Below are 20,324 nucleotides of genomic sequence, written 5' to 3'. Positions count from 1 at the left end.
CCTCTCCCCCTGGGAGAGGGCGAAAGGCAAAACCTACTTCAAAGACCCTTTCAGGAACTGCTGCAGGCGCGGGCTTTGCGGGTTCGCCAGCACCTCGTCCGGGTGTCCCTGCTCTTCAATTTTCCCCTGATGCAGGAAGATAACGTGGTTCGAGACGTTACGGGCGAAGCCCATCTCGTGCGTCACCACCACCATCGTTTTGCCCTCTTCGGCCAGCTTCTGCATGATGCGCAGCACTTCGCCGACGAGTTCAGGGTCCAGCGCGGAAGTCGGTTCGTCGAACAGCAGCACTTCGGGCTCCATCGCCAGCGCGCGGGCGATGGAGACACGCTGCTGCTGACCGCCGGAGAGATGCACCGGGTATTTCATCTGCTGGCGCTCGTCGATACCCACTTTCGCCAGGTATTTCACCGCGCGCTCGCGGGCTTCCTGCTTGCTCAGGCCCAGCACCTGAATCGGTGCTTCCATCACGTTCTCCAGCACCGTCATGTGGCTCCAGAGGTTGAAGTGCTGGAACACCATGGTCAGGCGCGTACGCAGCAGGCGCAGCTGGTGTTTATCCGCAACCTTAAGCTGGCCGTCTTTATCACGGACCAGGTTAATATTCTGCCCGCTCACCACAATCGAGCCTTCGCTCGGCTTTTCGAGGAAGTTAATGCAACGCAGGAAGGTACTTTTACCCGAGCCGGATGAGCCGATGATACTGATCACGTCGCCCGCATTCGCCTGCAGCGACACCCCTTTCAGCACTTCATGTTCGCCGTAGCGTTTGTGCAAATCAATAACGTTTAATTTGTTCTCAGCCATCATCTTTCTCAGTGCGTCGAAGAAGGTTTTATATGCTGCAACCAGCGTTTTTCAGCCTTACGGAACAGGCTAATCAAAACATAGGAGATAATTAAATAGAGCACCGCCGCAATGCCAAACGCGGTAAACGGCTGATAGGTCGCGGAGTTAATATCGCGCGCGATTTTGAGCAGATCCGGCACCGTCGCGGTAAAGGCGAGCGCGGTGGAGTGCAGCATCAAAATCACTTCATTACTGTACGCCGGTAACGCGATACGCAGCGCCGACGGCAGAATAATGCAGCGATAAAGTTTCACCGAGGAAAAGCCGTACGCGCGCGCCGCTTCAATCTCGCCGTAAGGAACAGAGCGAATTGCCCCGGCGAAAATCTCGGTGGTGTAGGCGCAGGTGTTGAGCGTCAACGCCAGCACCGTACAGTTCAGACCGCTGCGGAAGAACGCGTTCAGCATCTCAGTGCCTTTTACGATCTCAAGCGTATACATCCCCGAATAGAACACCAGCAGCTGCACGTACAGCGGCGTACCGCGAAACACGTAGGTGAACAGCCAGATCGGGAACTGGATAAATTTATTGTTCGACACGCGGCCAATGGCAAGAAACACCGCCAGAATACCGCCCATCACCACGGAGGAGATCAGCAGCCAGAGGGTAATCGCCACGCCGGTAAAGCGGTAGCCATCCGTCCACAGCAGCGATTTCCAGTATTCCTGAATAATCTCAATCACAGGTCAGCCCTCTTCACACCCACGGAGTAGCGACGCTCGAGCAGAAGCAGCACACCATTGGAGGCGGTCGTAAAGACCAGATAAATCACGCCGCAGACCACCGCAAAGTAGAACGGCTCCCAGGTGCTCTTGCCCGCCAGCTGAGTTGCTTTTACGACGTCTTCCAGACCGAGCAGCGAGACCAGCGCTGTCGCTTTGAGGATAACCTGCCAGTTGTTGCCGATACCCGGCAGCGCATAGCGCATCATGGCCGGGAACATAATCCGACGAAACGTTTGTGAAGAGGTAAAACCAAATGCGGTTGCCGCCTCAATGTGTCCTTTCGGCACGGCCATGTAGGCACCGCGGAAGGTTTCGGTGAAGTAGGCACCGTAGATAAAACCGAGGGTAATAATACCGGCCACCATCGGGTCGATATCAATTTGTCCCATGCCCATCGCGTCCGTTACGCTGTTCAGCGCAATCTGCAGACCGTAAAAGATAAGCAGCATTAGCACCAGATCGGGAACGCCGCGAATAAGCGTGGTGTAGCCTTCAAATATGAGCGCCAGCGGTTTGTTAGCTGAAAGCTTCGCCCCTGCGCCTGCCAGACCTATCAGCACCGCCAGCACCACGGAGCTGATAGCCAGCTCAAGGGTGACAAGCGCGCCCTGTAAAATAACGCCAGAAAATCCGTACAGCATACCGCGAGCCCTGTCGTATCGTGAGTGGTGGAACCGTGTCTTTTCCCCTCCCGCAGCGGGAGGGGCCGCACGTTATATGACGGGGCGATTAGCCACCGTAAACATTAAAATCAAAGTACTTTTTCGCCAGTTTGTCGTAGGTACCGTCAGCGCGCATTTCAGCGAACGCTTTGTTCAGCGCCTCACGCAGCTCGTTGTCTTCTTTGCGCAGGCCCATGCCGGTGCCCACACCAAACAACTTCACGTCCTTAATTGACGGGCCGCCAAACTTGTAATCTTTACCCACCGGCGTTTTCAGGAAGCCTTCGCTTGCCGCGACTTCATCCTGGAATGCCGCATCAATTCGGCCTGCCGTCAGGTCAGCGTAGATATTTTCCTGGCCCTGATAGGAGACGATTTCAATTCCCTTCGGTGCCCAGTGTTCGTTGCCGTAGGTTTCCTGCGTGGTGCCCTGCAGCACGCCGACGCGTTTGCCTTTCAGCGACTCCAGCGTTGGCTGAATGTCAGAAGCTTTAGCCACTACAAGACGAGAATCGGCCGCGTAGAGTTTGTCGGTGAAGGCAATCTCCTGCTGGCGTTTTTCGGTGATGGAGAGTGAGGACATGATCACGTCGATTTTTTTCGCTTTCAGGGACGGGATCAGCGCATCCAGCGGGTTCTCAACGTAGGTACACTGTGCTTTGATGCGTTTGCACAGCTCATTGGCCAGATCGATGTCAAAACCGACCAGTTCACCCTTTGAATTCTTCGATTCGAACGGCGCATAGGTTGGATCGGTACCAATTCGGATTTTCTGCGGAATGGCTGCGAATGCCGCGGTGGCGCTGGAAAAGGCCAGTACCAGAGATAGTGACAACACGAGTTTTTTCATATTTATCCTCAACAAACTGTCTTCATACGGGATTTTTACGACGACGGGGTGGTGCTAATGTGCCATTAATCCCCTCAGTCAGGCAAAGATTAATGCCTTTCAGGCGGGAATTTTTGCATTATAAATGCGTAAGTATGCACAAAGCGATCCAATACGGTGCAACACATGCACCGTACTGGGTCAACCGCTCCCGTAATGCACCTTTTTGGTGCGTTAGCGTCAGGTATTATTCACCGTATACGTTGAAGTCGAAGTATTTCTTCGCCAGTTTGTCGTAAGTACCGTCTTTACGCAGCTCTGCAAAGGCTTTGTCGAAGGCGGCTTTCAGCTCGGTATCATCCTTGCGCAGGCCAATACCGGTGCCGTCACCAAAGTATTTTTTGTCTTTTACCGACGGGCCAGCAAATGCATAGTCTTTACCCGCAGGCTGTTTCAGGAAGCCTTCGCTCGCGGCGACTTCATCCTGGAATGCCGCATCCAGACGGCCTGCGGCCAGGTCAGAGTAAATCAGATCCTGGTTCTGGTAAGCCACCACGTCTACGCCCTTCTCACGCCAGGTCGCATTGGCATAACCTTCCTGCGTCGATCCCTGAAGCACGCCGACGTGTTTGCCTTTCAGCGAGTCGATGGTGGGCTTAATCGGGGAACCTTTCGCGGCAATCAGACGCGAATCCGCAGCGTAGAGCTTGTCAGAGAAGGCAATCTCCTGCTGGCGTTTTTCGGTGATGGAGAGAGAAGAGATAATGGCATCGATTTTCTTGGCTTTCAGCGACGGGATTAACGCGTCAAAGTCGCTGCCCACCCATGTGCATTTCACAGCAATGCGTTTGCACATTTCATTTCCCAGATCGATATCAAACCCCACGAAATCGCCTTTCGCATCCTTGGAAGAGAATGGCGCGTAGGTTGCGTCTGTACCGATACGAACCGTCTGTGGAAGCGCTGCGTAGCTACCTGCTGCCGCACTTAACCCCACGAGCAAAGACAGAGCCAGAACCGTCTTCTTCATACATTTACCCTCAAGTACCGTGATTTTATTATGTATTGTGTAGTGTGTTGTGTTGCAGGCTTCATCTTGCAGGTCTTATGCCACATTGCCGTCTGGTCAAAACTTCGACGTTAAATATGTTAATAAAACGTTGCGATATTGCCTTAATGGTGAAAGATAGCAGGTCTGCCGAACGAACCGGAAAGAGAAAAAGGGAAAAAACGAATTAAATGTCGAGGATATGATCGCCGTTGCATAATTGCCCTGAAACAGGGCAACGTCTCTTTTCATGCACTCTGTTTGTGCACAGATTCAGGCCCCTTGCCAGCGGGTGAAGAGATCTTCAGGCAGGTCGATGTCAAACTGATCCAGCACGCGGTTGACGGTCTGATTAATCACGTCATCCAGCGAGGCCGGGCGATGATAAAACGCCGGAACCGGCGGCATGATGATGGCCCCAAGTTCGGCGGCCTGGGTCATTAAACGCAGATGACCGAGATGCAGCGGCGTTTCCCGCACGCAGAGCACCAGAGGACGACGCTCCTTCAGCACCACATCCGCCGCGCGCGTCACCAGGGTGTCGGTATAGCTGTTCACAATGCCGGAGAGCGTTTTAATGGAACAGGGCAGGATAACCATGCCGGCCGTTTTAAACGAGCCTGAGGAGATGCTGGCGGCGATATCACGGGCATCGTGAACCACGTCCGCCAGCGCCTGGACATCGCGCAGGGAGAGATCGGTTTCCAGAGAGAGGGTCTGCCGCGCCGCCTGGCTCATCACCAGATGGGTCTCGACTTCCGCCACGTTACGCAGAACCTGTAACAGACGTACGCCGTAAATCGCGCCGCTGGCGCCGCTAAGCCCAACAATGAGTCGTTTCATGATTTTCGCCCTTACTGATTTCAGGGCAGACTGTGCAGGATTTTGCGGGGAGTTGCAAGTGAGGGCATTCGCCCTCACCTGCCGGAGCATCAACCTTCGTTGTGCATCTCTAAGCTTTCGAGATCGTTCTGCAGCTGGACGGCTTTCGCATCGTCGTTGCGCAGCGAATCAAGATAGTCGAGGTACTGCTGGTCAACGTCTTTGGTCACGTAAATACCGTTGAACACGGAGCATTCGAACTGCTGAATTTCCGGATTCTCGGCACGCACCGCGTCGATGAGATCGTTCAGATCCTGGAAAATCAGGCCGTCGGCACCGATGATCTGGCGAATTTCATCCACTTCACGGCCGTGAGCGATCAGCTCGTTAGCGGTTGGCATATCGATGCCGTACACGTTCGGGAAGCGGATCTCCGGCGCGGCAGAGGCCAGGTAGACTTTCTTCGCGCCCGCTTCGCGCGCCATCTCGATGATCTGCTCAGAGGTGGTGCCGCGAACGATGGAGTCATCCACCAGCAGAACGTTCTTGTCGCGGAATTCCGCGCGGTTGGCGTTCAGCTTGCGGCGCACGGATTTACGGCGCAGGTGCTGGCCCGGCATGATAAAGGTGCGGCCAACGTAGCGGTTCTTCACGAAGCCCTGACGGTATGGCTTGTCCAGAATGCGGGCGATTTCCAGCGCGATATCGCAGGAGGTTTCCGGGATAGGAATCACCACGTCGATGTCGAGATCGTCCCACTCGCGGGCAATCTTCTCGCCCAGCTTGGTGCCCATGTTCACGCGCGCGCTGTAGACGGAAATCTTGTCGATGAAGGAGTCCGGACGGGCAAAGTAAACGTATTCAAACAGGCACGGGTTGCTGACCGGGTTATCGGCACACTGGCGAGTAAACAGCTGGCCCTTCTCGGTGATATAAACCGCTTCGCCCGGCGCAACGTCGCGCAGGAACTCAAAGCCCAGGGTATCCAGCGCCACGCTCTCAGAGGCAACCATATATTCGGTACGGCCATCGCCGAGGTCGCGTTTGCCGAGCACCAGGGGACGAATGCCGTTTGGATCGCGGAAGGCCACCATGCCGTGACCGATGATCATCGCCACGCAGGCATACGCGCCGCGGATCTGGCGGTTGGTCGCAGCAATGGCAGCAAAGATGTTGTCTGCTTCCAGCGGGTAGTGGCGGAAGTTATCCAGCTCGCTGGCGAACACATTGAGCAGAATTTCAGAATCAGAGGTGGTGTTAATGTGGCGACGTTTCTCTTCGAACAGCTTTTTACGCAGCTCATGCGCGTTGGTCAGGTTGCCGTTATGAGCAAGGGTGATGCCATACGGTGAGTTGACGTAGAAAGGCTGTGCCTCAGAGGCGCTGGAACTGCCAGCAGTAGGATAACGAACGTGACCGATCCCCATATTACCTTGCAGACGCTGCATATGGCGGGCTTCAAACACATCGTTCACCAGGCCATTCGCCTTGCGTAAACGGAAGCAGTTGTTTGCATCAATGGTGATGATACCCGCAGCATCCTGCCCACGGTGCTGAAGCACCGTTAACGCGTCATAAATCGACTGGTTTACCGGCATGAAACCGGCGATACCGACAATACCGCACATTCGTCTTTTCCTCGTTAAGCCACATCTCAGGGTTTATGCCCTGGGCAAAAAACTCGACGAGCTTTGCAGATAGTCAAAGAACCATCTGATGATGAAGCTGAACTCTGGAATGAGCTGCGATTTCTGCCAGTCTTCACTTTTGGAGAACCCGGTAAAGGTATCCAGGAAGAACAGGATCGCGGCCACAATCAGCACGCCTCGCAACGCCCCGAAACAGATCCCGAGTACCCTGTCCGTTCCTGACAGACCGGTTTTCTCGACCAGCTGACCTATCACGTAATTCACGATAGCGCCGACAATCAGCGTTGCGATAAACAGCACCGCGATAGCGATTCCATTTCGGACCAGTTCATCTTCAAAGCCCGTGAACCAGACAGACAGGTAAGTGTAGTAATGACTGGCGACAAAGAAAGCACAACCCCAAGTCACCAGCGATAACGCTTCACGAACAAAGCCACGGATCAGGCTAACCAGACAGGAAAAACCAATCACCGCAATGATGGCGTAATCAATCCAGACCATATGTGTCCCACGATTAAACGCCCTGTCATCCAGTTCGGGGCGAATTCTAACAGAAAAAGAAAACGTTTGCGTAGGGATTTCCTTCCCGCGCGTAAATAAAAAAGGCGCTGAAAAAATGTTCAACGCCGTGGCTTATCGCCTCTCTCTTTAAGGAGCAGGTCGTACTTAGTTCGCGCTGTAGCCCATCACCACGCCGCTCAGGCCGGAGATCTGCTTCAGCTCGCCCAGCGAACCTTTAAGCTTATCTTTGGACGCTTCTGGCCCCACGAGGATGCGGGTAATTTTACCCTGCACCGGCGTGGAAGGTGAAGTGTAAACACGATATCCCGCACTGCGCAGTTTGCTCACCACCTCGTTAACTTTGTCGGCGTTTTTCAGCGCGCCGAGCTGCACAACGTACGCTTTTCCGGTCGGTGCCGCGTCCTGTTTTGCCGGCGGAGGGGTTTCTGATGCGGCAGCCAGCTGCTCCGCTGCTTTATCCCGCTGTGGCTGTTGCTGGGGTTTCGGCTGCGGCTTCTCAACCGGCTTCTGTTTTTCCACAGGTTTAGGCTGCTCTACCGGCAACGGATCGATATCGCTGCTGCTCGCTGCCGCCAGGCGAGACGGATCGAGCGACGGTGCGGCTGCATCGCCTGCCCGCACCTCTTCCGCCGCCCCTTCCGGCGGCTGGGCAGGCAGCGCCTGCGTCGCCGCAGGCAGCATATCCGGCTCATCGCGGTCACCCGGCTTCGGCACCAGCGGAATAGCGGCAAACTCATCCTGATAATGCTTTTTCTGCCCGTCGAGCAGCCCGGGGAGAATAATCACCCCGAGCGCGACCAGCACAATGGTTCCTGTTAAACGGTTCTGAAACTTACTCGCCACCGGTTCTCCCCGCGTCCATCACTTCCATGACATGTGCCACCGTGTGGAATGAACCACACACCAGCACGGTATCTTCTGGTTTAGCATCCGCCATCGCGGCATGCCAGGCATGAGCCACGCTACTGTAGATTGCGCCTTTGCCGAGATGTTCCATCAGCTGCTCAGCCGCCGCGCCGCGCGGCCCCTCCAGAGGAGCACAATACCAGCTATCGACCACACTCTCCATGCAGGCCAGCGTCCCGCCGATATCTTTATCATGAAGCATACCGATAACCGCCAGCACGCGCCCGGTTTTTGGTAACGATTTGAGACGTCCCGCGAGATACGCCGCCGCATGCGGGTTATGCGCCACGTCCAGAATCAGGCGCGGTGACTCGCTGACAATCTGGAAACGCCCGGGCAGAATTGCGCTCTGAATGCCGTCGCGGATAGCCTGCTCGCTGACCGCTAATCCACTGGCGCGCAGTGCCGCCAGCGCGGTTGCCGCGTTCGGCTGCGGCACCTGCGGCAGCGGCAGGTTGTCAAGCGTGCCCTGACCATCGCTGAAGCGCCAGCCGTTATCCTGAACCTCATACTGCCAGTCAACGCCGCGGCGCAGCAGACGCGCGCCCTTCTCGTTTGCCACGTCAGCAATGGTGTGCGGCATGTCCGGCTCGCCGACCACGGCAGGTTTATTCGCCCGGAAAATACCGGCCTTCTCGCGGCCAATGCTTTCACGATCCGGCCCCAGCCAGTCGATATGGTCCAGCGCGATGCTGGTGACCACCGCCACGTCCGCATCCACCATATTGGTCGCATCAAGACGTCCGCCGAGGCCAACCTCAAGGATCACCACATCCAGCTGCGCCTGCCTAAACAGCCACAGCGCGGAAAGCGTACCGTATTCAAAATAGGTTAATGAGATCTCACCGCGCGCGGCTTCAATTTCCGCGAACGACGCCGTATGCGCCGATTCCGGCAGCTCGCTGTTCTGCACGCGAACCCGCTCGGTGTAGCGGACCAGGTGTGGAGAGCTGTACACGCCTACTCTGTAACCCGCAGCCATCAGGACAGATTCCAGCGTGCGGCAGGTGGTGCCTTTACCGTTGGTGCCCGCGACGGTAAACACAAAAGGTGCCGGTTTGAGCACATCAAGACGCGCGGCGACCTGGCTTACGCGCTCAAGCCCCATATCGATGGTTTTACTGTGCAGGTTTTCCAGATAAGAAAGCCACGCGGCCAGGGGCGACGTGGCTTGGGGAATGCTTTTATTTTCCATAATGCCCGGTTGTCATTAACAGATTAGAAAGCAAAAGGGCAGCGCCAACCGGCCCTGCCCTTTTCAGTTATCAGGCCTCGGGTTCCTGATCCGGTACCACCACGCCTTCGCGCGGCTCATCCGGGTTCGGCGCTGGCAGATTCATCAGCTTCGCCAGGATGCTCGCCAGCTTCAGGCGCATTTCCGGACGGCGGACGATCATATCGATAGCGCCTTTCTCAATGAGGAACTCACTGCGCTGGAAGCCCGGCGGCAGCTTTTCACGAACGGTTTGCTCGATAACGCGAGGACCCGCAAAGCCGATCAGCGCTTTTGGCTCAGCGATGTTCAGGTCGCCCAGCATCGCGAAGCTCGCGGAGACGCCGCCCATGGTTGGGTCGGTCAGCACGGAGATGTACGGAAGACCGCGCTCCTGCATTTTCGCCAGCGCAGCAGAGGTTTTCGCCATCTGCATCAGCGACATCAGCGCTTCCTGCATACGCGCGCCGCCGGAGGCAGAGAAGCAGATCAGCGGACAGTTGTCTTCCAGCGCCTGCTCAACGGCACGCACGAAGCGCGCACCGACCACGGAGCCCATTGAGCCGCCCATAAAGGAGAACTCAAAGGCAGCGGCGACAACCGGCATCTCATGCAGGGTGCCTTTCATGACGATCAGCGCGTCTTTCTCGCCGGTCTCTTTCTGTGCAGAGGCCAGACGATCTTTGTATTTTTTGGAATCGCGGAACTTCAGCACGTCTTTTGGCTCGAGTTCGCTACCCAGCTCTACCAGAGAGCCTTCGTCCAGCAGGCTATGCAGGCGGTTGCGCGCCGACATACGCATATGGTGGTCACACTTCGGACACACCTCAAGGTTGCGCTCCAGCTCTGCGCGATAAAGAACCTGACCGCAGCTATCACACTTCGTCCATACCCCTTCAGGAATGCTCGCTTTGCGCGTTGGGGTAATGTTGCTTTTAATTCGTTCAATCCAGCTCATTGATAACCTTTCTGCCTGAACCTGGTCGTATGCCAGTTTTGCTATAAGAGGCGAATAATGCCATTTTTGCCTCCAACAGACCATGAATGTTGCACATTAAAACATAACAGCCCGAAACTTTGGATAAAAAAGTGGTCGAACCGCCAGTGTGCATTTACTTCGCTTGTTTTGCCGCCGCACGTTTGTGACGAATGATTTCGATAACGCCAGGCAGTACGGAAAGCACAATAATCGCTACAATCAGTAACTTAAGGTTTTCCTGCACCACCGGGAGATCGCCAAACAGATAGCCTGCGTAGGTAAACAGCAGTACCCACAGCAGCGCGCCAACCACGTTGTATGCCGCAAAATGACGATAGGACATATGCCCCATTCCCGCCACAAACGGTGCAAATGTGCGCACAATAGGCACAAAACGCGCAAGGATAATGGTTTTACCGCCATGGCGTTCATAAAACGCATGGGTTTTATCTAAATAGCTGCGACGGAAAATTTTGGAATCAGGATTGCTGAAAAGCCGTTCACCGAACACTCGTCCAATCGTATAGTTGACCGCATCACCGACAATGGCGGCAATCACCATCAGCACAACCATAAGATGCACGTTCAGATCGTTAGTGGGTAACGCCGATAGCGCCCCGGCCACGAACAGCAGTGAATCCCCTGGCAGGAATGGGGTAACGACCAGACCGGTTTCACAAAACAAAATGAGGAACAGTATGGCGTAAACCCAGACGCCATACTGCGCGACCAGCTCCGCCAGGTGAACATCAATATGCAGAATGAAATCAATCAGAAAACGTATTACGTCCATATTGTCTAAGCCCTAATTGCACCTTTGTTTAGTCCGCTAAAAACAGCGGACCCATTGGCGGTTTCGGCAGGTCAAATCGATCCGGATAGTCTACTGAGACCAGATACAATCCTTCCGCCTTCGCCGTGGCTGCCGCAAGCGTTCTGTCCTTCGCTGCCAGCAGGTCTGCAATCCAGCTCTCCGGCTGGTGTCCGGCACCCACTTCCATCAGGCTGCCCACAATATTCCGAACCATATGATGTACAAAGGCATTGGCTTTGATATCCACCACCACATACGCGCCAAAACGGCTGACGTTTATGTGCATGACGTTGCGCCATGGCGTGCGGGACTGACACTGCACCGCACGAAACGACGTAAAGTCATTTTCACCAATCAGACACTGCGCCGCGCGATGCATACGTTCTGCATCAAGCGGTTCATAAAAATGCGTCACGCCCTGGCTTAACACCGCAGGACGCAGGCGCTGGTTGTAGATGACATAACGGTAGCGACGCGCCGTGGCGCTGAAGCGCGCGTGAAAATCATCCGGCACAGCTTTTACCCAACGCACCGCAATGTCACCAGGCAAATTCGCATTTACACCCAGCGTCCAGGCGGCATCCTTACGCACGGCGGTGGTTTCAAAGTGCACCACCTGTCCCGTGCCGTGAACTCCCGCGTCCGTACGTCCCGCGCACAGGACGTTAATCGGCTCGTTTGCCACCTGAGAGAGCGCTTTCTCCAGCTTTTCCTGGACGCTGCGCACCTCATTCTGACGCTGCCAGCCATAATATTTACTGCCATCGTACTCAATACCGAGGGCAATTTTATGAACCGGCTTTTGTTCCACGTCTGACATCAGTACAGGTACTCCTGCACCAGTTTTTCAGCGATTTTGACCGCCATCAGCGCGCCGCCGAAGCGAACGTTATCGGCAACGGACCAGAACTGAACCTGCTCCGGCATCCCGTAATCGTTACGCACGCAGCCAACGGAAAGATGCGCGCTACCGGTGGCATCACCAACCTGCGTCGGGAACTCGCTCTCTTCAGAGAGCACGATGTCGTCACCGCGGCCAAACGCGTCGCGCGCCTCTTCTGCCGCCAGCGGACGGAGAGCTTCAAAGCCGACCATCTGCGCGTGGCCGTAGAAGACCGGAGACTGCACGACGCTCGCGGAGATCGTCAGGCCATCGTCCTGCAGAATTTTACGCACTTCATCGACGATACGGCGCTCTTCGCGCACGGAGCCCTCGCGATCCGGCAGCAGCGGCAGCATGTTGAACGCCAGCTGGCGGCCAAAGAAATCATCTTCGTCAATCGGGATACCGTTCAGCAGCTTCGCGCTCTGCCCGGCCAGCGCGTCAACGGCCTTTTTGCCGTTAGCGGACGCGGACAGCAGGCTGGTGACGGAAATGCGCGACAGGCCGCCGTCGTCGATCAGCGGTTTCAGGGCGGTCAGCAGCTGGCTGGTGAGGCTGTTCGGCACCGCAATGACGTTACGGTTGCGGTAGTCAGCCAGCACAAACGGGTTCACGTCCGGCACCACCAGCGGCACATCCGGCTCCATTGAGAACAGACCGCTCAGGTCGATCACCAGGCAGCCTGCGTTAGTCGCCTCTTCAACATACGCCGCAGTGGCTTCTGCGCCCGCGGCGAAAAACGCCAGCTGCGCCTGCGTCCAGTCGAACGCGGCCGCGTCCTGAACCATGACGGATTTACCGTTAAAACGCAGATGCTCACCTGCGCTGTCGGTACGGGCCAGCGCATAGATATCGCCCACCGGGAACTGACGCTCAGCAAGGGTTTCGAGCAGGGCTTCGCCCACGGCACCCGTGGCACCTAAAATGGCAATGTTCCAGCCTTCAGACATGGTGGTTTACTCCAGAAATAAAAAAGCGTCCCTGTCGGAGTATCCGACAGGGAGCATTAAGAAGACATTAATGCGCCGGGTGATGAACGGCGTTAAATCCCAGCTTATGCAGCAGCGTCGCCGCCGACGCGTCGTCGCACATTACATACAGGGAAGACCACTCGCGGCGCTCAACGTAGTTCTTGCGCAGCTTATCAAACTCACCCGGGATCCCCGCCACTTTACGCAGCAGCGCATCATCGCGGCGCACATCATACACCAAATGCACCAGCCTTTTCAGCGTTGCCTGATCGAGCGGGCCGTGCAGGGTAATGCGGCCAAATTCAGGCGCGGGGAGTAAGGTATCCAGCGCCACCTGCTGCGGATGGCCAATAAAAGCGCTGAAGGCTTCGAAGACCTGCGTCGTGCCGCGCGCTTTCCCCTCGAGGGTGTAACCAGCGATATGCGCCGTGCCCACGTCCACCTTGTTAAGCAGTTCAACGTTGAGATCCGGCTCCGGCTCCCAGACGTCCAGCACCACGCTGAGGTCTTGTCCTTCGTTCAGACACGTCAGCAGCGCGGCGTTATCTACCACCGGACCACGGCAGGCATTTATCAGAATAGTGCCAGCCTTCAGACGACGGATCAGCGCCTCGTCGGCAAGATGCAGCGACTTATACGGCCCCTCTTTAAACAGCGGCGTGTGGAAAGTCAGCACGTCACACTGTTCGACCAGCTCATCCAGCGAGCGGAAATCGCCGTCATCACCGTTGTCTTTACGCGGCGGATCGCACAGCAGCGTGCGGATCCCTAAGGCTTCAAGGCGCTTTTGCAGGCGCCCGCCGACGTTACCCACGCCGACAATCCCCACGGTGCGGTCTTTTAGGGCAAAACCGTCGCGTTCGGCCAGCATCAGCAGCGAGGAGAAGACGTATTCCACGACGGCTATGGCGTTACAGCCCGGCGCGGCGGAAAAACCGATTCCGGCCAGCTTCAGCCATTGCTCATCCACATGATCGGTCCCTGCCGTTGCGGTCCCAACGAACTTAACTGCCTTACCGGCGAGCAACGCCTCATTTACTTTGGTCACCGAGCGCACCATCAGCGCGTCGGCGTCATCCAGTTCGTTGACCGGGATCGGGCGACCAGGGACAGCCTTAACGTTACCCAGGCGGCTAAACAGCTCACGGGCATAAGGCATATTTTCATCAACGAGGATTTTCACGTCTGAGTACCTGTTTGAGAGGAAGAAAACCTGCCAAGTGTGCCATAATCTGGCCGCCAGGCATATACGTTCGCCAGGTTTACGCTGAGTTTTGACTTTAAGGATTTTTGACGATGCAGCCCATTTCAGGTACGCCGCCACGCCCTCCGGGTGAAGGCCCCGTCACGCCAAACGTTGCCGGTGAACAACCGCTATCCACGCAACAGCGCACCGTGCTGGAGCGACTGATTACGCGCCTGATTGCGCTGACTTCGCAGCAAAACGCGGAAGTCTGGGCCGGGGTAAAACATGATTTAGGCGTGAGGAACGACGCACCGCTGCAGTCTCGCCATTTCCCTGCGGCCGAACAAAACCTGAACCAGCGTATTACGACCGCGCAGCAGAATCACACCACGCGCCAGATTGTTTCTCAGCTGACGGAGCTGCTGGGCCAGGGCAATAACCGCCAGGCGGTGAGTGATTTTATTCGCCAGCAGTATGGTCAGACCGCGCTGGGCCAGCTGACGCCCGACCAGCTTAAAACCGTGCTGACCCTGCTGCAGAACAACGAGCTGTCTATTCCACAACCTCAGGTGCGACCGGCGACCGAACGTCCGCTGCTGCCGGCCGAACACAATACGCTCAAGCAGATGGTGACGAAGCTGGCTGCGGCCACCGGCGAACCGACGAAGCTTATCTGGCAATCCATGCTGGAGCTGTCCGGCGTGAAGGCGGGTGAGCTGATCCCGGCCAAACAGTTTACGCATCTGGTGACCTGGCTTCAGGCGCGCCAGACGCTCAGCACCCAGAATGCCCCTACCCTGCATACCGTCCAGGCGGCACTGAAGCAGCCGCTTGAGCCGCACGAATTTGAAGTTATCCGGGATTACGCCCAGCAAAACTGGCAGGCCACGCCGCAAACGGTACTGACCACCGCGCAGGTGCAGGATCTGCTCAATCAAATCTTCGTTCGCCGCGCCGAGCGCGAGGGCGGCGTGCCGGAGGTGAGAAACATTCAGCCGATCTACAGCCCGCTGTTTTCGCCGGTAGTCGAGACGTTCAGAACGCTCTCTGCGCGTCCGGGGTTGATGTTTATTGCGCTACTGATTGCGCTGGCGATTTTCTGGCTGGTTGCCTGAGCTTTTGCCCGGTGGCGCTACGCTTACCGGGCCTAAAGCGGCTCAAGCCCTGCGAAATGCCACCAGCGTCACCACGATCCCCACCACCGCAGAAACCGCACCGGCCAGGAAGACGGACGGATAACCAAACGAGGTAGCTAAAACCCCGGCCAGCGGCCCGGTTACCCCGTATGAGATATCCTGAAACGCCGCGTAGCCGCCCAGCGCCGTGCCGCGCACCTGCGGGGCCACGCGCTTCACGACTTCAACACCGAGCGCAGGGAAGATCAGTGAACAGCCGCACCCGGTCAGCGCCGCACCAAGCAGCGCAACGGAGGCCACGGGTGCATTCCACAGCAGCAGCAGACCGATGGTCTCAATCACCAGCGACGCCACCGCGACCTTCACGCCGCCGAAGCGATCCGGCATCCAGCCGAAGAAGACGCGCATTAGCACAAACGCGCCGCCAAACGCGGTGAGCGTAAAACCGGCCATCGCCCAGCCGCGGCTCATAAAATAGAGCGAGACGAAGGTACCAATCACCGCAAAACCCACGCCCTGCAGCGCCAGGCCAAGACCCGGCTGCCAGATCTGGCCGACCACGCTCCACAGGGAAGGACGCTCGCCTTTGTGCGCGGGCACCTTACGCACCGAGCCGTTAAACGCCCACGCCAGCAGGGGTAAAGCCATGGTGGTAGCGGCCAGCGCCGCAAACCCAAACTGGCTATTAATCAGCAGCCCAAGCGGTGCGCCTGCGGCCAGCGCGCCATAGATGGCCATGCCGTTCCAGGACATCACCTTGCCGGAACGCGCAGGACCCACCAGCCCCATTCCCCAGGTCAGGGTGCCGGTCAGCAGCTGGCTTTCACCAAAGCCAAGGATTAAACGGCCCAGCACCAGCAGCGCAAATTTATACGCGGCGTCTACAGGCAGGAGAGCAGCCAGCAGCCATGCGCCGCCCGCCAGCCCGCAGGCAAACATTCCCTGTAACGCCGAACGTTTTGCACCGTGCTGATCCGCCAGCCGTCCGGCGTAACCGCGGGTCAATACCGTGGCTAAAAACTGAATGCCCACGGCAATGCCGACCATGGTGTTGCCATAGCCCAGCTCCTGATGAACGAACAGCGGGATCACCGGCAGCGGCAGGCCAACGGTCATATAGGTCAGAAATACCGCAAAAGCGATACGGAACAGCGAGACGTTCGCTGAAGGGGTTGTTTCTGTTTGAGTTACTGCAGTCATGCTTTACTCCGAAATGAAGAGTAAGGCGGGGAAATGCCACGCCCCCTCTACCTGATAATCAGGATTAAGGTGCGTTGGTTGACGTTAAACGCTTACGCATTATCGTGAGGATAATGTTGAGGGGTGAAGTTTGCCTGTGAGATCAGCCGCTTGTCAATGCATAAAAAAAGGGAGCCTTATGGCTCCCTTCCGTAATCAAACGTAAAACTTATGCTTCCAGCTTACGCATCACCAGCGTGGCGTTGGTGCCACCGAAGCCGAAGCTGTTTGACATGACGGTAGTCAGCGTCGCGTCCGTTGGTTTGGTCACGATGTTCAGGCCTGCAGCCTGCTCGTCCATCTCATCAATGTTGATGCTTGGCGCGATAAAGCCGTTTTCCAGCATCAGCAGAGAGTAGATCGCTTCCTGCACGCCAGCCGCACCCAGCGAGTGGCCGGTCATGGCTTTGGTCGCGGAGATCGCCGGGCTGTTGTCGCCGAAGACTTCACGGATCGCACCCAGCTCTTTCACGTCGCCTACCGGAGTAGAGGTACCGTGGGAGTTCAGGTAGTCGATTGGGGTGTCAACGCCGTGCATCGCCATCTTCATGCAGCGCACCGCGCCTTCACCGGATGGCGCAACCATGTCGGCGCCGTCAGACGTTGCGCCGTAGCCCACGATTTCAGCGTAGATGTGCGCGCCACGTGCCAGGGCATGCTCCAGCTCTTCAACCACAACCATACCGCCGCCGCCAGCGATAACGAAACCGTCACGGTGCGCATCATAGGTACGGGAGGCTTTATCCGGGGTTTCATTGTATTTGGTGGACAGTGCGCCCATCGCGTCGAATTCACAGGCCATTTCCCAGCCCAGCTCTTCGCCGCCGCCAGCAAATACGATGTCCTGTTTACCCAGCTGGATCTGCTCAACAGCATTACCGATGCAGTGCGCGGAGGTCGCACACGCGGAGCTGATGGAGTAGTTCACACCGTGGATTTTGAATGGGGTCGCCAGGCACGCGGAAACCGCAGAACCCATGGCTTTGGTTACCACGTACGGACCTACTGCTTTCAGACCACGCGGGCTTCGCATTGCGTCAGCGCCGAATACCTGCGCTTTTGATGAGCCGCCGGAACCGGCGATCAGACCCACGCGCGGGTTGTTCTGATAAACCTTTTCGCTCAGGCCGGAATCTTTGATCGCTTCCTGCATGGAGAGATAAGCATAAATAGAGGCATCGTTCATGAAACGAACCACTTTGCGGTCAATCAAACCGGTGGTGTCCAGTTTGACGTTACCCCATACGTGGCTACGCATACCTGAATCTTTAAACTCTTCAGAGAAAGTGATCCCGGAGCGTCCTTCACGCAGAGATGCCAGGACTTCCTGCTGGTTATTACCGATGCTGGAAACAATGCCCAGGCCAGTAATCACTGCACGTTTCATTCAATACCTCTGTAAGTCGCACTATAGTAAGTTTCGAGTCGCACAATAGCGTACACTTGTACGCCGAACAAGTCCGATCAGACATTTTCTGCGGAAATTTGCACCGATGGACTCACATCGTTAAGATCGTGCCACTGCCTGTCAGACGAGTAACTTACGTGAAACAAAACGCTATACAACCCGCCAACCTCGAATTCAACGCTGAGGGTACACCTGTTTCCCGAGATTTTGATGACGTCTATTTTTCTAATGATAACGGACTCGAAGAAACTCGCTATGTTTTCCTCGACGGAAACCAACTCAGCACCCGCTTCCCGGCGCATCCGCGGAGCCTGTTTGTGGTCGCGGAAAGTGGATTCGGCACCGGGCTGAATTTTTTAACCCTCTGGCAGGCGTTTAACCAGTTTCACGCTGCACACCCTGAGGCTACGCTACAAAGATTACATTTCATCAGTTTCGAAAAATTCCCGCTGACCGCGCACGATCTGCGGCTCGCCCATCAGCGCTGGCCAGAGCTTGCTGCCTGGGCGGAGCAGCTTCAGGCGCAGTGGCCGCCCCACATCGGCGGCTGCCATCGTCTGATTCTGGACGACGGACGCGTGACGCTGGATTTATGGCTTGGCGACATCAATGACCTGACCGATACCCTCGACGATTCGATGAATCAGACGGTGGACGCGTGGTTCCTGGACGGCTTTGCCCCCGCCAAAAACCCGGACATGTGGAGCCAGCATCTGTTTAGCGCGATGGCGCGGCTGGCGCGCCCGGGCGCAACGCTTGCCACCTTCACCTCGGCAGGCTTTGTCCGCCGCGGGCTGCAGGAGGCGGGCTTTACCATGCAGAAGACCAAAGGCTTTGGCCGCAAGCGCGACATGCTGGTCGGCAGAATGGAGCAGACGCTGGACATCCCCGCACAGGCGCCCTGGTTTGCGCGCCGCGCCAGCGCATCCCGTGAGGTGGCGATAGTCGGCGGGGGGATCGCCAGCGCTCTGCTGTCCCTCGCGCTTCTCCACCGTGGCTGGCAGGTCACGCTCTACTGTGCTGACGACGCACCCGCCTGTGGAGCGTCCGGTAACCGTCAGGGGGCGCTCTACCCGCTTTTAAGCGCGCACGATCCGGCCCTGTTCCAGTTTTTCCCCGCGGCGTTTACCTTCGCTCGTCGTCTGTACGACGCCCTGCCGGTGGGGTTCGATCATGACTGGTGCGGCGTCACGCAGCTCGGCTGGGATGAAAAGAGCCAGCAAAAAATCACGCAGATGCTGTCGCTGGGTCTTCCTGACGAGATTGCACGCGCGGTAAGTGCGCAAGAGGTGGCAGACACCGCTGGCGTGGAAACCGGATGTGGGGGCATTCAGTATCCGCTCGGCGGCTGGCTGTGCCCGGCTGAACTGACAGCGGCGGTCATTGCGCTGGCGCAGTCGCGCGGGCTGACGGTGCACTATGCTCACAAGGTTGAATCGTTGAGCCGGACAGAACGCTGGAATCTGCGTTTTGCCGATAGCAAAGCGGCGAGCCATGCCAGCGTTGTTGTGGCAAACGGACATAACATCAGCCAGTTTACCCAGACAGAGACGTTGCCGGTTTATCCCGTCGGCGGCCAGGTGAGCCATATTCCTTCCGCGCCCGAACTGAGCAAACTGCGTCAGGTCCTGTGCTATGACGGCTATCTGACGCCGCAAAATCCGTCTAACGGCCATCACTGCATCGGGGCCAGCTATCATCGTGGCGAAACGGATATGCGCTACAGCGACGCGGATCAGGCCCAGAACCGCCAGCGCCTGATTGACTGTTTCCCGGATGCGGCGTGGGCGAAAGAAGTCGACGTCAGCGAGGGTGACGCGCGCTGCGGCGTGCGCTGCGCCACCCGCGATCATCTGCCAATGGCGGGAAATGTGCCGGACTACGACGCGACGCTTGAGGCCTATCAGGATCTGGCTGATAACCGGGATAACGCGGTAAGCGCGCCGGTTTATCCGGAGCTGTATATGCTGGGTGGATTAGGGTCTCGTGGGCTGTGTTCTGCCCCACTTCTGGCCGAAGTCTTAGCGGCACAGATGAGCGGCGAGCCGATCCCGCTGGACAGGGTTACGCTTGCGGGGCTGAATCCGAATCGATTGTGGGTACGGAAACTGCTGAAGGGGAAGAAGGTTAAGTAGGTGCGGCCTGGTGCCCTCACCCGTCCCTCTCCCACAGGGAGAGGGTGGTGAAACACTTACTTCGCTTTCGCCTGCTGGAACAATTTGTCCCACATGCCCAGCACCAGTGACTGGTCGCGCGGAGAGAGCTCCCCGGCCAGAATGGCTTTTTCCAGGCTGCGAGTGACTTCAGCGTGAACGGCATCAGCAGAGTGATCGTCCCCCGCTTCCAGCTCGGCTACCGCGAGCGTCAGGTGACCACGCAGATAACCGCTGGCGAACAGCTCATCATCGCTGGCATGTTCCACCATGTCATCAATTAACGCCAGAATGCGTGATTCAAATTCTGCGATCATCTTCTTTCCTCTG

Annotated in this window: 20 protein-coding genes; 2 read left to right on the top strand and 18 right to left on the bottom strand. The window is 56.9% G+C overall.

The features are described from left to right. Positions 1-33 precede the first annotated feature (33 nt). The 15 genes from hisP to pdxB form a co-directional block, all read right to left on the bottom strand. Positions 34-807, bottom strand: coding sequence for a histidine ABC transporter ATP-binding protein HisP (gene hisP / locus NUX24_RS07465; RefSeq protein ID WP_023312558.1), 774 nt, complete (start codon positions 805-807; stop codon positions 34-36). Between the two features lie 8 nt (positions 808-815). Next, complete coding sequence (locus tag NUX24_RS07460) at positions 816-1,532, bottom strand: ABC transporter permease (RefSeq protein ID WP_008502590.1); 717 nt, start codon at positions 1,530-1,532, stop codon at positions 816-818. Beyond that, entirely contained in the window at positions 1,529-2,215 is a 687-nt protein-coding gene (locus NUX24_RS07455; RefSeq protein WP_023336422.1) for a histidine ABC transporter permease HisQ, read from the bottom strand. The genes NUX24_RS07460 and NUX24_RS07455 overlap by 4 nt, the downstream gene beginning before the upstream one ends. An 88-nt stretch (positions 2,216-2,303) precedes the next feature. Beyond that, entirely contained in the window at positions 2,304-3,086 is a 783-nt protein-coding gene (gene hisJ / locus NUX24_RS07450; RefSeq protein ID WP_023336423.1) for a histidine ABC transporter substrate-binding protein HisJ, read from the bottom strand. Positions 3,087-3,312: 226 nt separating this feature from the next. Next, entirely contained in the window at positions 3,313-4,095 is a 783-nt protein-coding gene (gene argT / locus NUX24_RS07445) for a lysine/arginine/ornithine ABC transporter substrate-binding protein ArgT (RefSeq protein WP_193806068.1), read from the bottom strand. A gap of 291 nt (positions 4,096-4,386) precedes the next feature. After that, complete coding sequence (locus NUX24_RS07440) at positions 4,387-4,956, bottom strand: UbiX family flavin prenyltransferase (protein ID WP_214576760.1); 570 nt, start codon at positions 4,954-4,956, stop codon at positions 4,387-4,389. A gap of 89 nt (positions 4,957-5,045) precedes the next feature. Beyond that, the gene (purF, locus tag NUX24_RS07435) at positions 5,046-6,563 is read right to left on the bottom strand and encodes an amidophosphoribosyltransferase (protein WP_021241570.1); all 1,518 of its coding nucleotides are present in this window, start codon (positions 6,561-6,563) and stop codon (positions 5,046-5,048) included. Between the two features lie 33 nt (positions 6,564-6,596). Then, the gene (gene cvpA / locus NUX24_RS07430) at positions 6,597-7,085 is read right to left on the bottom strand and encodes a colicin V production protein (RefSeq protein ID WP_000262116.1); all 489 of its coding nucleotides are present in this window, start codon (positions 7,083-7,085) and stop codon (positions 6,597-6,599) included. Between the two features lie 165 nt (positions 7,086-7,250). Beyond that, a complete protein-coding gene (dedD, locus tag NUX24_RS07425) occupies positions 7,251-7,949 on the bottom strand; it encodes a cell division protein DedD (protein ID WP_257830646.1) in 699 nt (232 codons plus the stop codon). Then, on the bottom strand, positions 7,939-9,207 hold the full coding sequence (gene folC / locus NUX24_RS07420; protein ID WP_257830644.1) for a bifunctional tetrahydrofolate synthase/dihydrofolate synthase: 1,269 nt from the start codon (positions 9,205-9,207) through the stop codon (positions 7,939-7,941). Before folC ends, dedD begins: the two co-directional genes overlap by 11 nt. A gap of 70 nt (positions 9,208-9,277) precedes the next feature. Beyond that, on the bottom strand, positions 9,278-10,183 hold the full coding sequence (gene accD / locus NUX24_RS07415; RefSeq protein WP_003861408.1) for an acetyl-CoA carboxylase, carboxyltransferase subunit beta: 906 nt from the start codon (positions 10,181-10,183) through the stop codon (positions 9,278-9,280). Between the two features lie 154 nt (positions 10,184-10,337). Beyond that, a complete protein-coding gene (locus tag NUX24_RS07410; RefSeq protein ID WP_039263236.1) occupies positions 10,338-10,997 on the bottom strand; it encodes a DedA family protein in 660 nt (219 codons plus the stop codon). Between the two features lie 28 nt (positions 10,998-11,025). After that, on the bottom strand, positions 11,026-11,838 hold the full coding sequence (gene truA, locus NUX24_RS07405) for a tRNA pseudouridine(38-40) synthase TruA (RefSeq protein ID WP_008502600.1): 813 nt from the start codon (positions 11,836-11,838) through the stop codon (positions 11,026-11,028). Next, positions 11,838-12,851: an aspartate-semialdehyde dehydrogenase gene (locus NUX24_RS07400; protein ID WP_047652582.1), complete on the bottom strand. Its 1,014-nt coding sequence runs from the start codon at positions 12,849-12,851 to the stop codon at positions 11,838-11,840. The genes truA and NUX24_RS07400 overlap by 1 nt, the downstream gene beginning before the upstream one ends. Before the next feature lie 67 nt (positions 12,852-12,918). Next, a complete protein-coding gene (pdxB, locus tag NUX24_RS07395; RefSeq protein WP_257830638.1) occupies positions 12,919-14,055 on the bottom strand; it encodes a 4-phosphoerythronate dehydrogenase PdxB in 1,137 nt (378 codons plus the stop codon). Positions 14,056-14,168: 113 nt separating this feature from the next. On the opposite strand from pdxB, the gene flk reads away from it, so the two are divergent. After that, positions 14,169-15,173 (top strand): flagella biosynthesis regulator Flk, encoded by a 1,005-nt coding sequence (gene flk / locus NUX24_RS07390; protein WP_126329828.1) that lies wholly within the window; start codon positions 14,169-14,171, stop codon positions 15,171-15,173. A gap of 42 nt (positions 15,174-15,215) precedes the next feature. Here the strand turns inward: flk and NUX24_RS07385 are convergent, their stop codons facing one another. Together NUX24_RS07385 and fabB are read right to left on the bottom strand one after the other, a co-directional pair. Beyond that, positions 15,216-16,394, bottom strand: coding sequence for an MFS transporter (locus NUX24_RS07385; protein ID WP_257830635.1), 1,179 nt, complete (start codon positions 16,392-16,394; stop codon positions 15,216-15,218). Positions 16,395-16,602: 208 nt separating this feature from the next. After that, positions 16,603-17,820 (bottom strand): beta-ketoacyl-ACP synthase I, encoded by a 1,218-nt coding sequence (gene fabB / locus NUX24_RS07380; protein ID WP_257830633.1) that lies wholly within the window; start codon positions 17,818-17,820, stop codon positions 16,603-16,605. Between the two features lie 158 nt (positions 17,821-17,978). Between fabB and mnmC the strand changes: the two genes are divergently transcribed. Continuing rightward, a complete protein-coding gene (gene mnmC, locus NUX24_RS07375; protein WP_257830631.1) occupies positions 17,979-19,976 on the top strand; it encodes a bifunctional tRNA (5-methylaminomethyl-2-thiouridine)(34)-methyltransferase MnmD/FAD-dependent 5-carboxymethylaminomethyl-2-thiouridine(34) oxidoreductase MnmC in 1,998 nt (665 codons plus the stop codon). Between the two features lie 56 nt (positions 19,977-20,032). Here mnmC and NUX24_RS07370 read toward each other — a convergent pair whose 3' ends face one another. Further along, entirely contained in the window at positions 20,033-20,311 is a 279-nt protein-coding gene (locus tag NUX24_RS07370) for a YfcL family protein (RefSeq protein ID WP_047652588.1), read from the bottom strand. Between the last annotated feature and the right edge of the window lie 13 nt (positions 20,312-20,324).

The organism is Enterobacter sp. HG048, assembly GCF_024702055.1.
Classification (GTDB): domain Bacteria; phylum Pseudomonadota; class Gammaproteobacteria; order Enterobacterales; family Enterobacteriaceae; genus Enterobacter; species Enterobacter dykesii.
The sequence above is the reverse complement of the archived record's forward strand: the minus strand, read 5'-3'. Positions and strand labels throughout refer to the sequence as shown.

Bases quoted from the DNA above. Each gene is read 5' to 3' on its own strand.
- NUX24_RS07410 (WP_039263236.1), bottom strand. From the start codon at position 10,997: ATGGACGTAATACGTTTTCTGATTGATTTCATTCTGCATATTGATGTT.
- NUX24_RS07440 (WP_214576760.1), bottom strand. From the start codon at position 4,956: ATGAAACGACTCATTGTTGGGCTTAGCGGCGCCAGCGGCGCGATTTAC.
- purF (WP_021241570.1), bottom strand. From the start codon at position 6,563: ATGTGCGGTATTGTCGGTATCGCCGGTTTCATGCCGGTAAACCAGTCG.
- NUX24_RS07400 (WP_047652582.1), bottom strand. From the start codon at position 12,851: ATGTCTGAAGGCTGGAACATTGCCATTTTAGGTGCCACGGGTGCCGTG.
- NUX24_RS07370 (WP_047652588.1), bottom strand. From the start codon at position 20,311: ATGATCGCAGAATTTGAATCACGCATTCTGGCGTTAATTGATGACATG.
- NUX24_RS07455 (WP_023336422.1), bottom strand. From the start codon at position 2,215: ATGCTGTACGGATTTTCTGGCGTTATTTTACAGGGCGCGCTTGTCACC.
- argT (WP_193806068.1), bottom strand. From the start codon at position 4,095: ATGAAGAAGACGGTTCTGGCTCTGTCTTTGCTCGTGGGGTTAAGTGCG.
- NUX24_RS07385 (WP_257830635.1), bottom strand. From the start codon at position 16,394: ATGACTGCAGTAACTCAAACAGAAACAACCCCTTCAGCGAACGTCTCG.
- hisP (WP_023312558.1), bottom strand. From the start codon at position 807: ATGGCTGAGAACAAATTAAACGTTATTGATTTGCACAAACGCTACGGC.
- hisJ (WP_023336423.1), bottom strand. From the start codon at position 3,086: ATGAAAAAACTCGTGTTGTCACTATCTCTGGTACTGGCCTTTTCCAGC.
- folC (WP_257830644.1), bottom strand. From the start codon at position 9,207: ATGGAAAATAAAAGCATTCCCCAAGCCACGTCGCCCCTGGCCGCGTGG.
- truA (WP_008502600.1), bottom strand. From the start codon at position 11,838: ATGTCAGACGTGGAACAAAAGCCGGTTCATAAAATTGCCCTCGGTATT.
- fabB (WP_257830633.1), bottom strand. From the start codon at position 17,820: ATGAAACGTGCAGTGATTACTGGCCTGGGCATTGTTTCCAGCATCGGT.
- accD (WP_003861408.1), bottom strand. From the start codon at position 10,183: ATGAGCTGGATTGAACGAATTAAAAGCAACATTACCCCAACGCGCAAA.
- flk (WP_126329828.1), top strand. From the start codon at position 14,169: ATGCAGCCCATTTCAGGTACGCCGCCACGCCCTCCGGGTGAAGGCCCC.
- cvpA (WP_000262116.1), bottom strand. From the start codon at position 7,085: ATGGTCTGGATTGATTACGCCATCATTGCGGTGATTGGTTTTTCCTGT.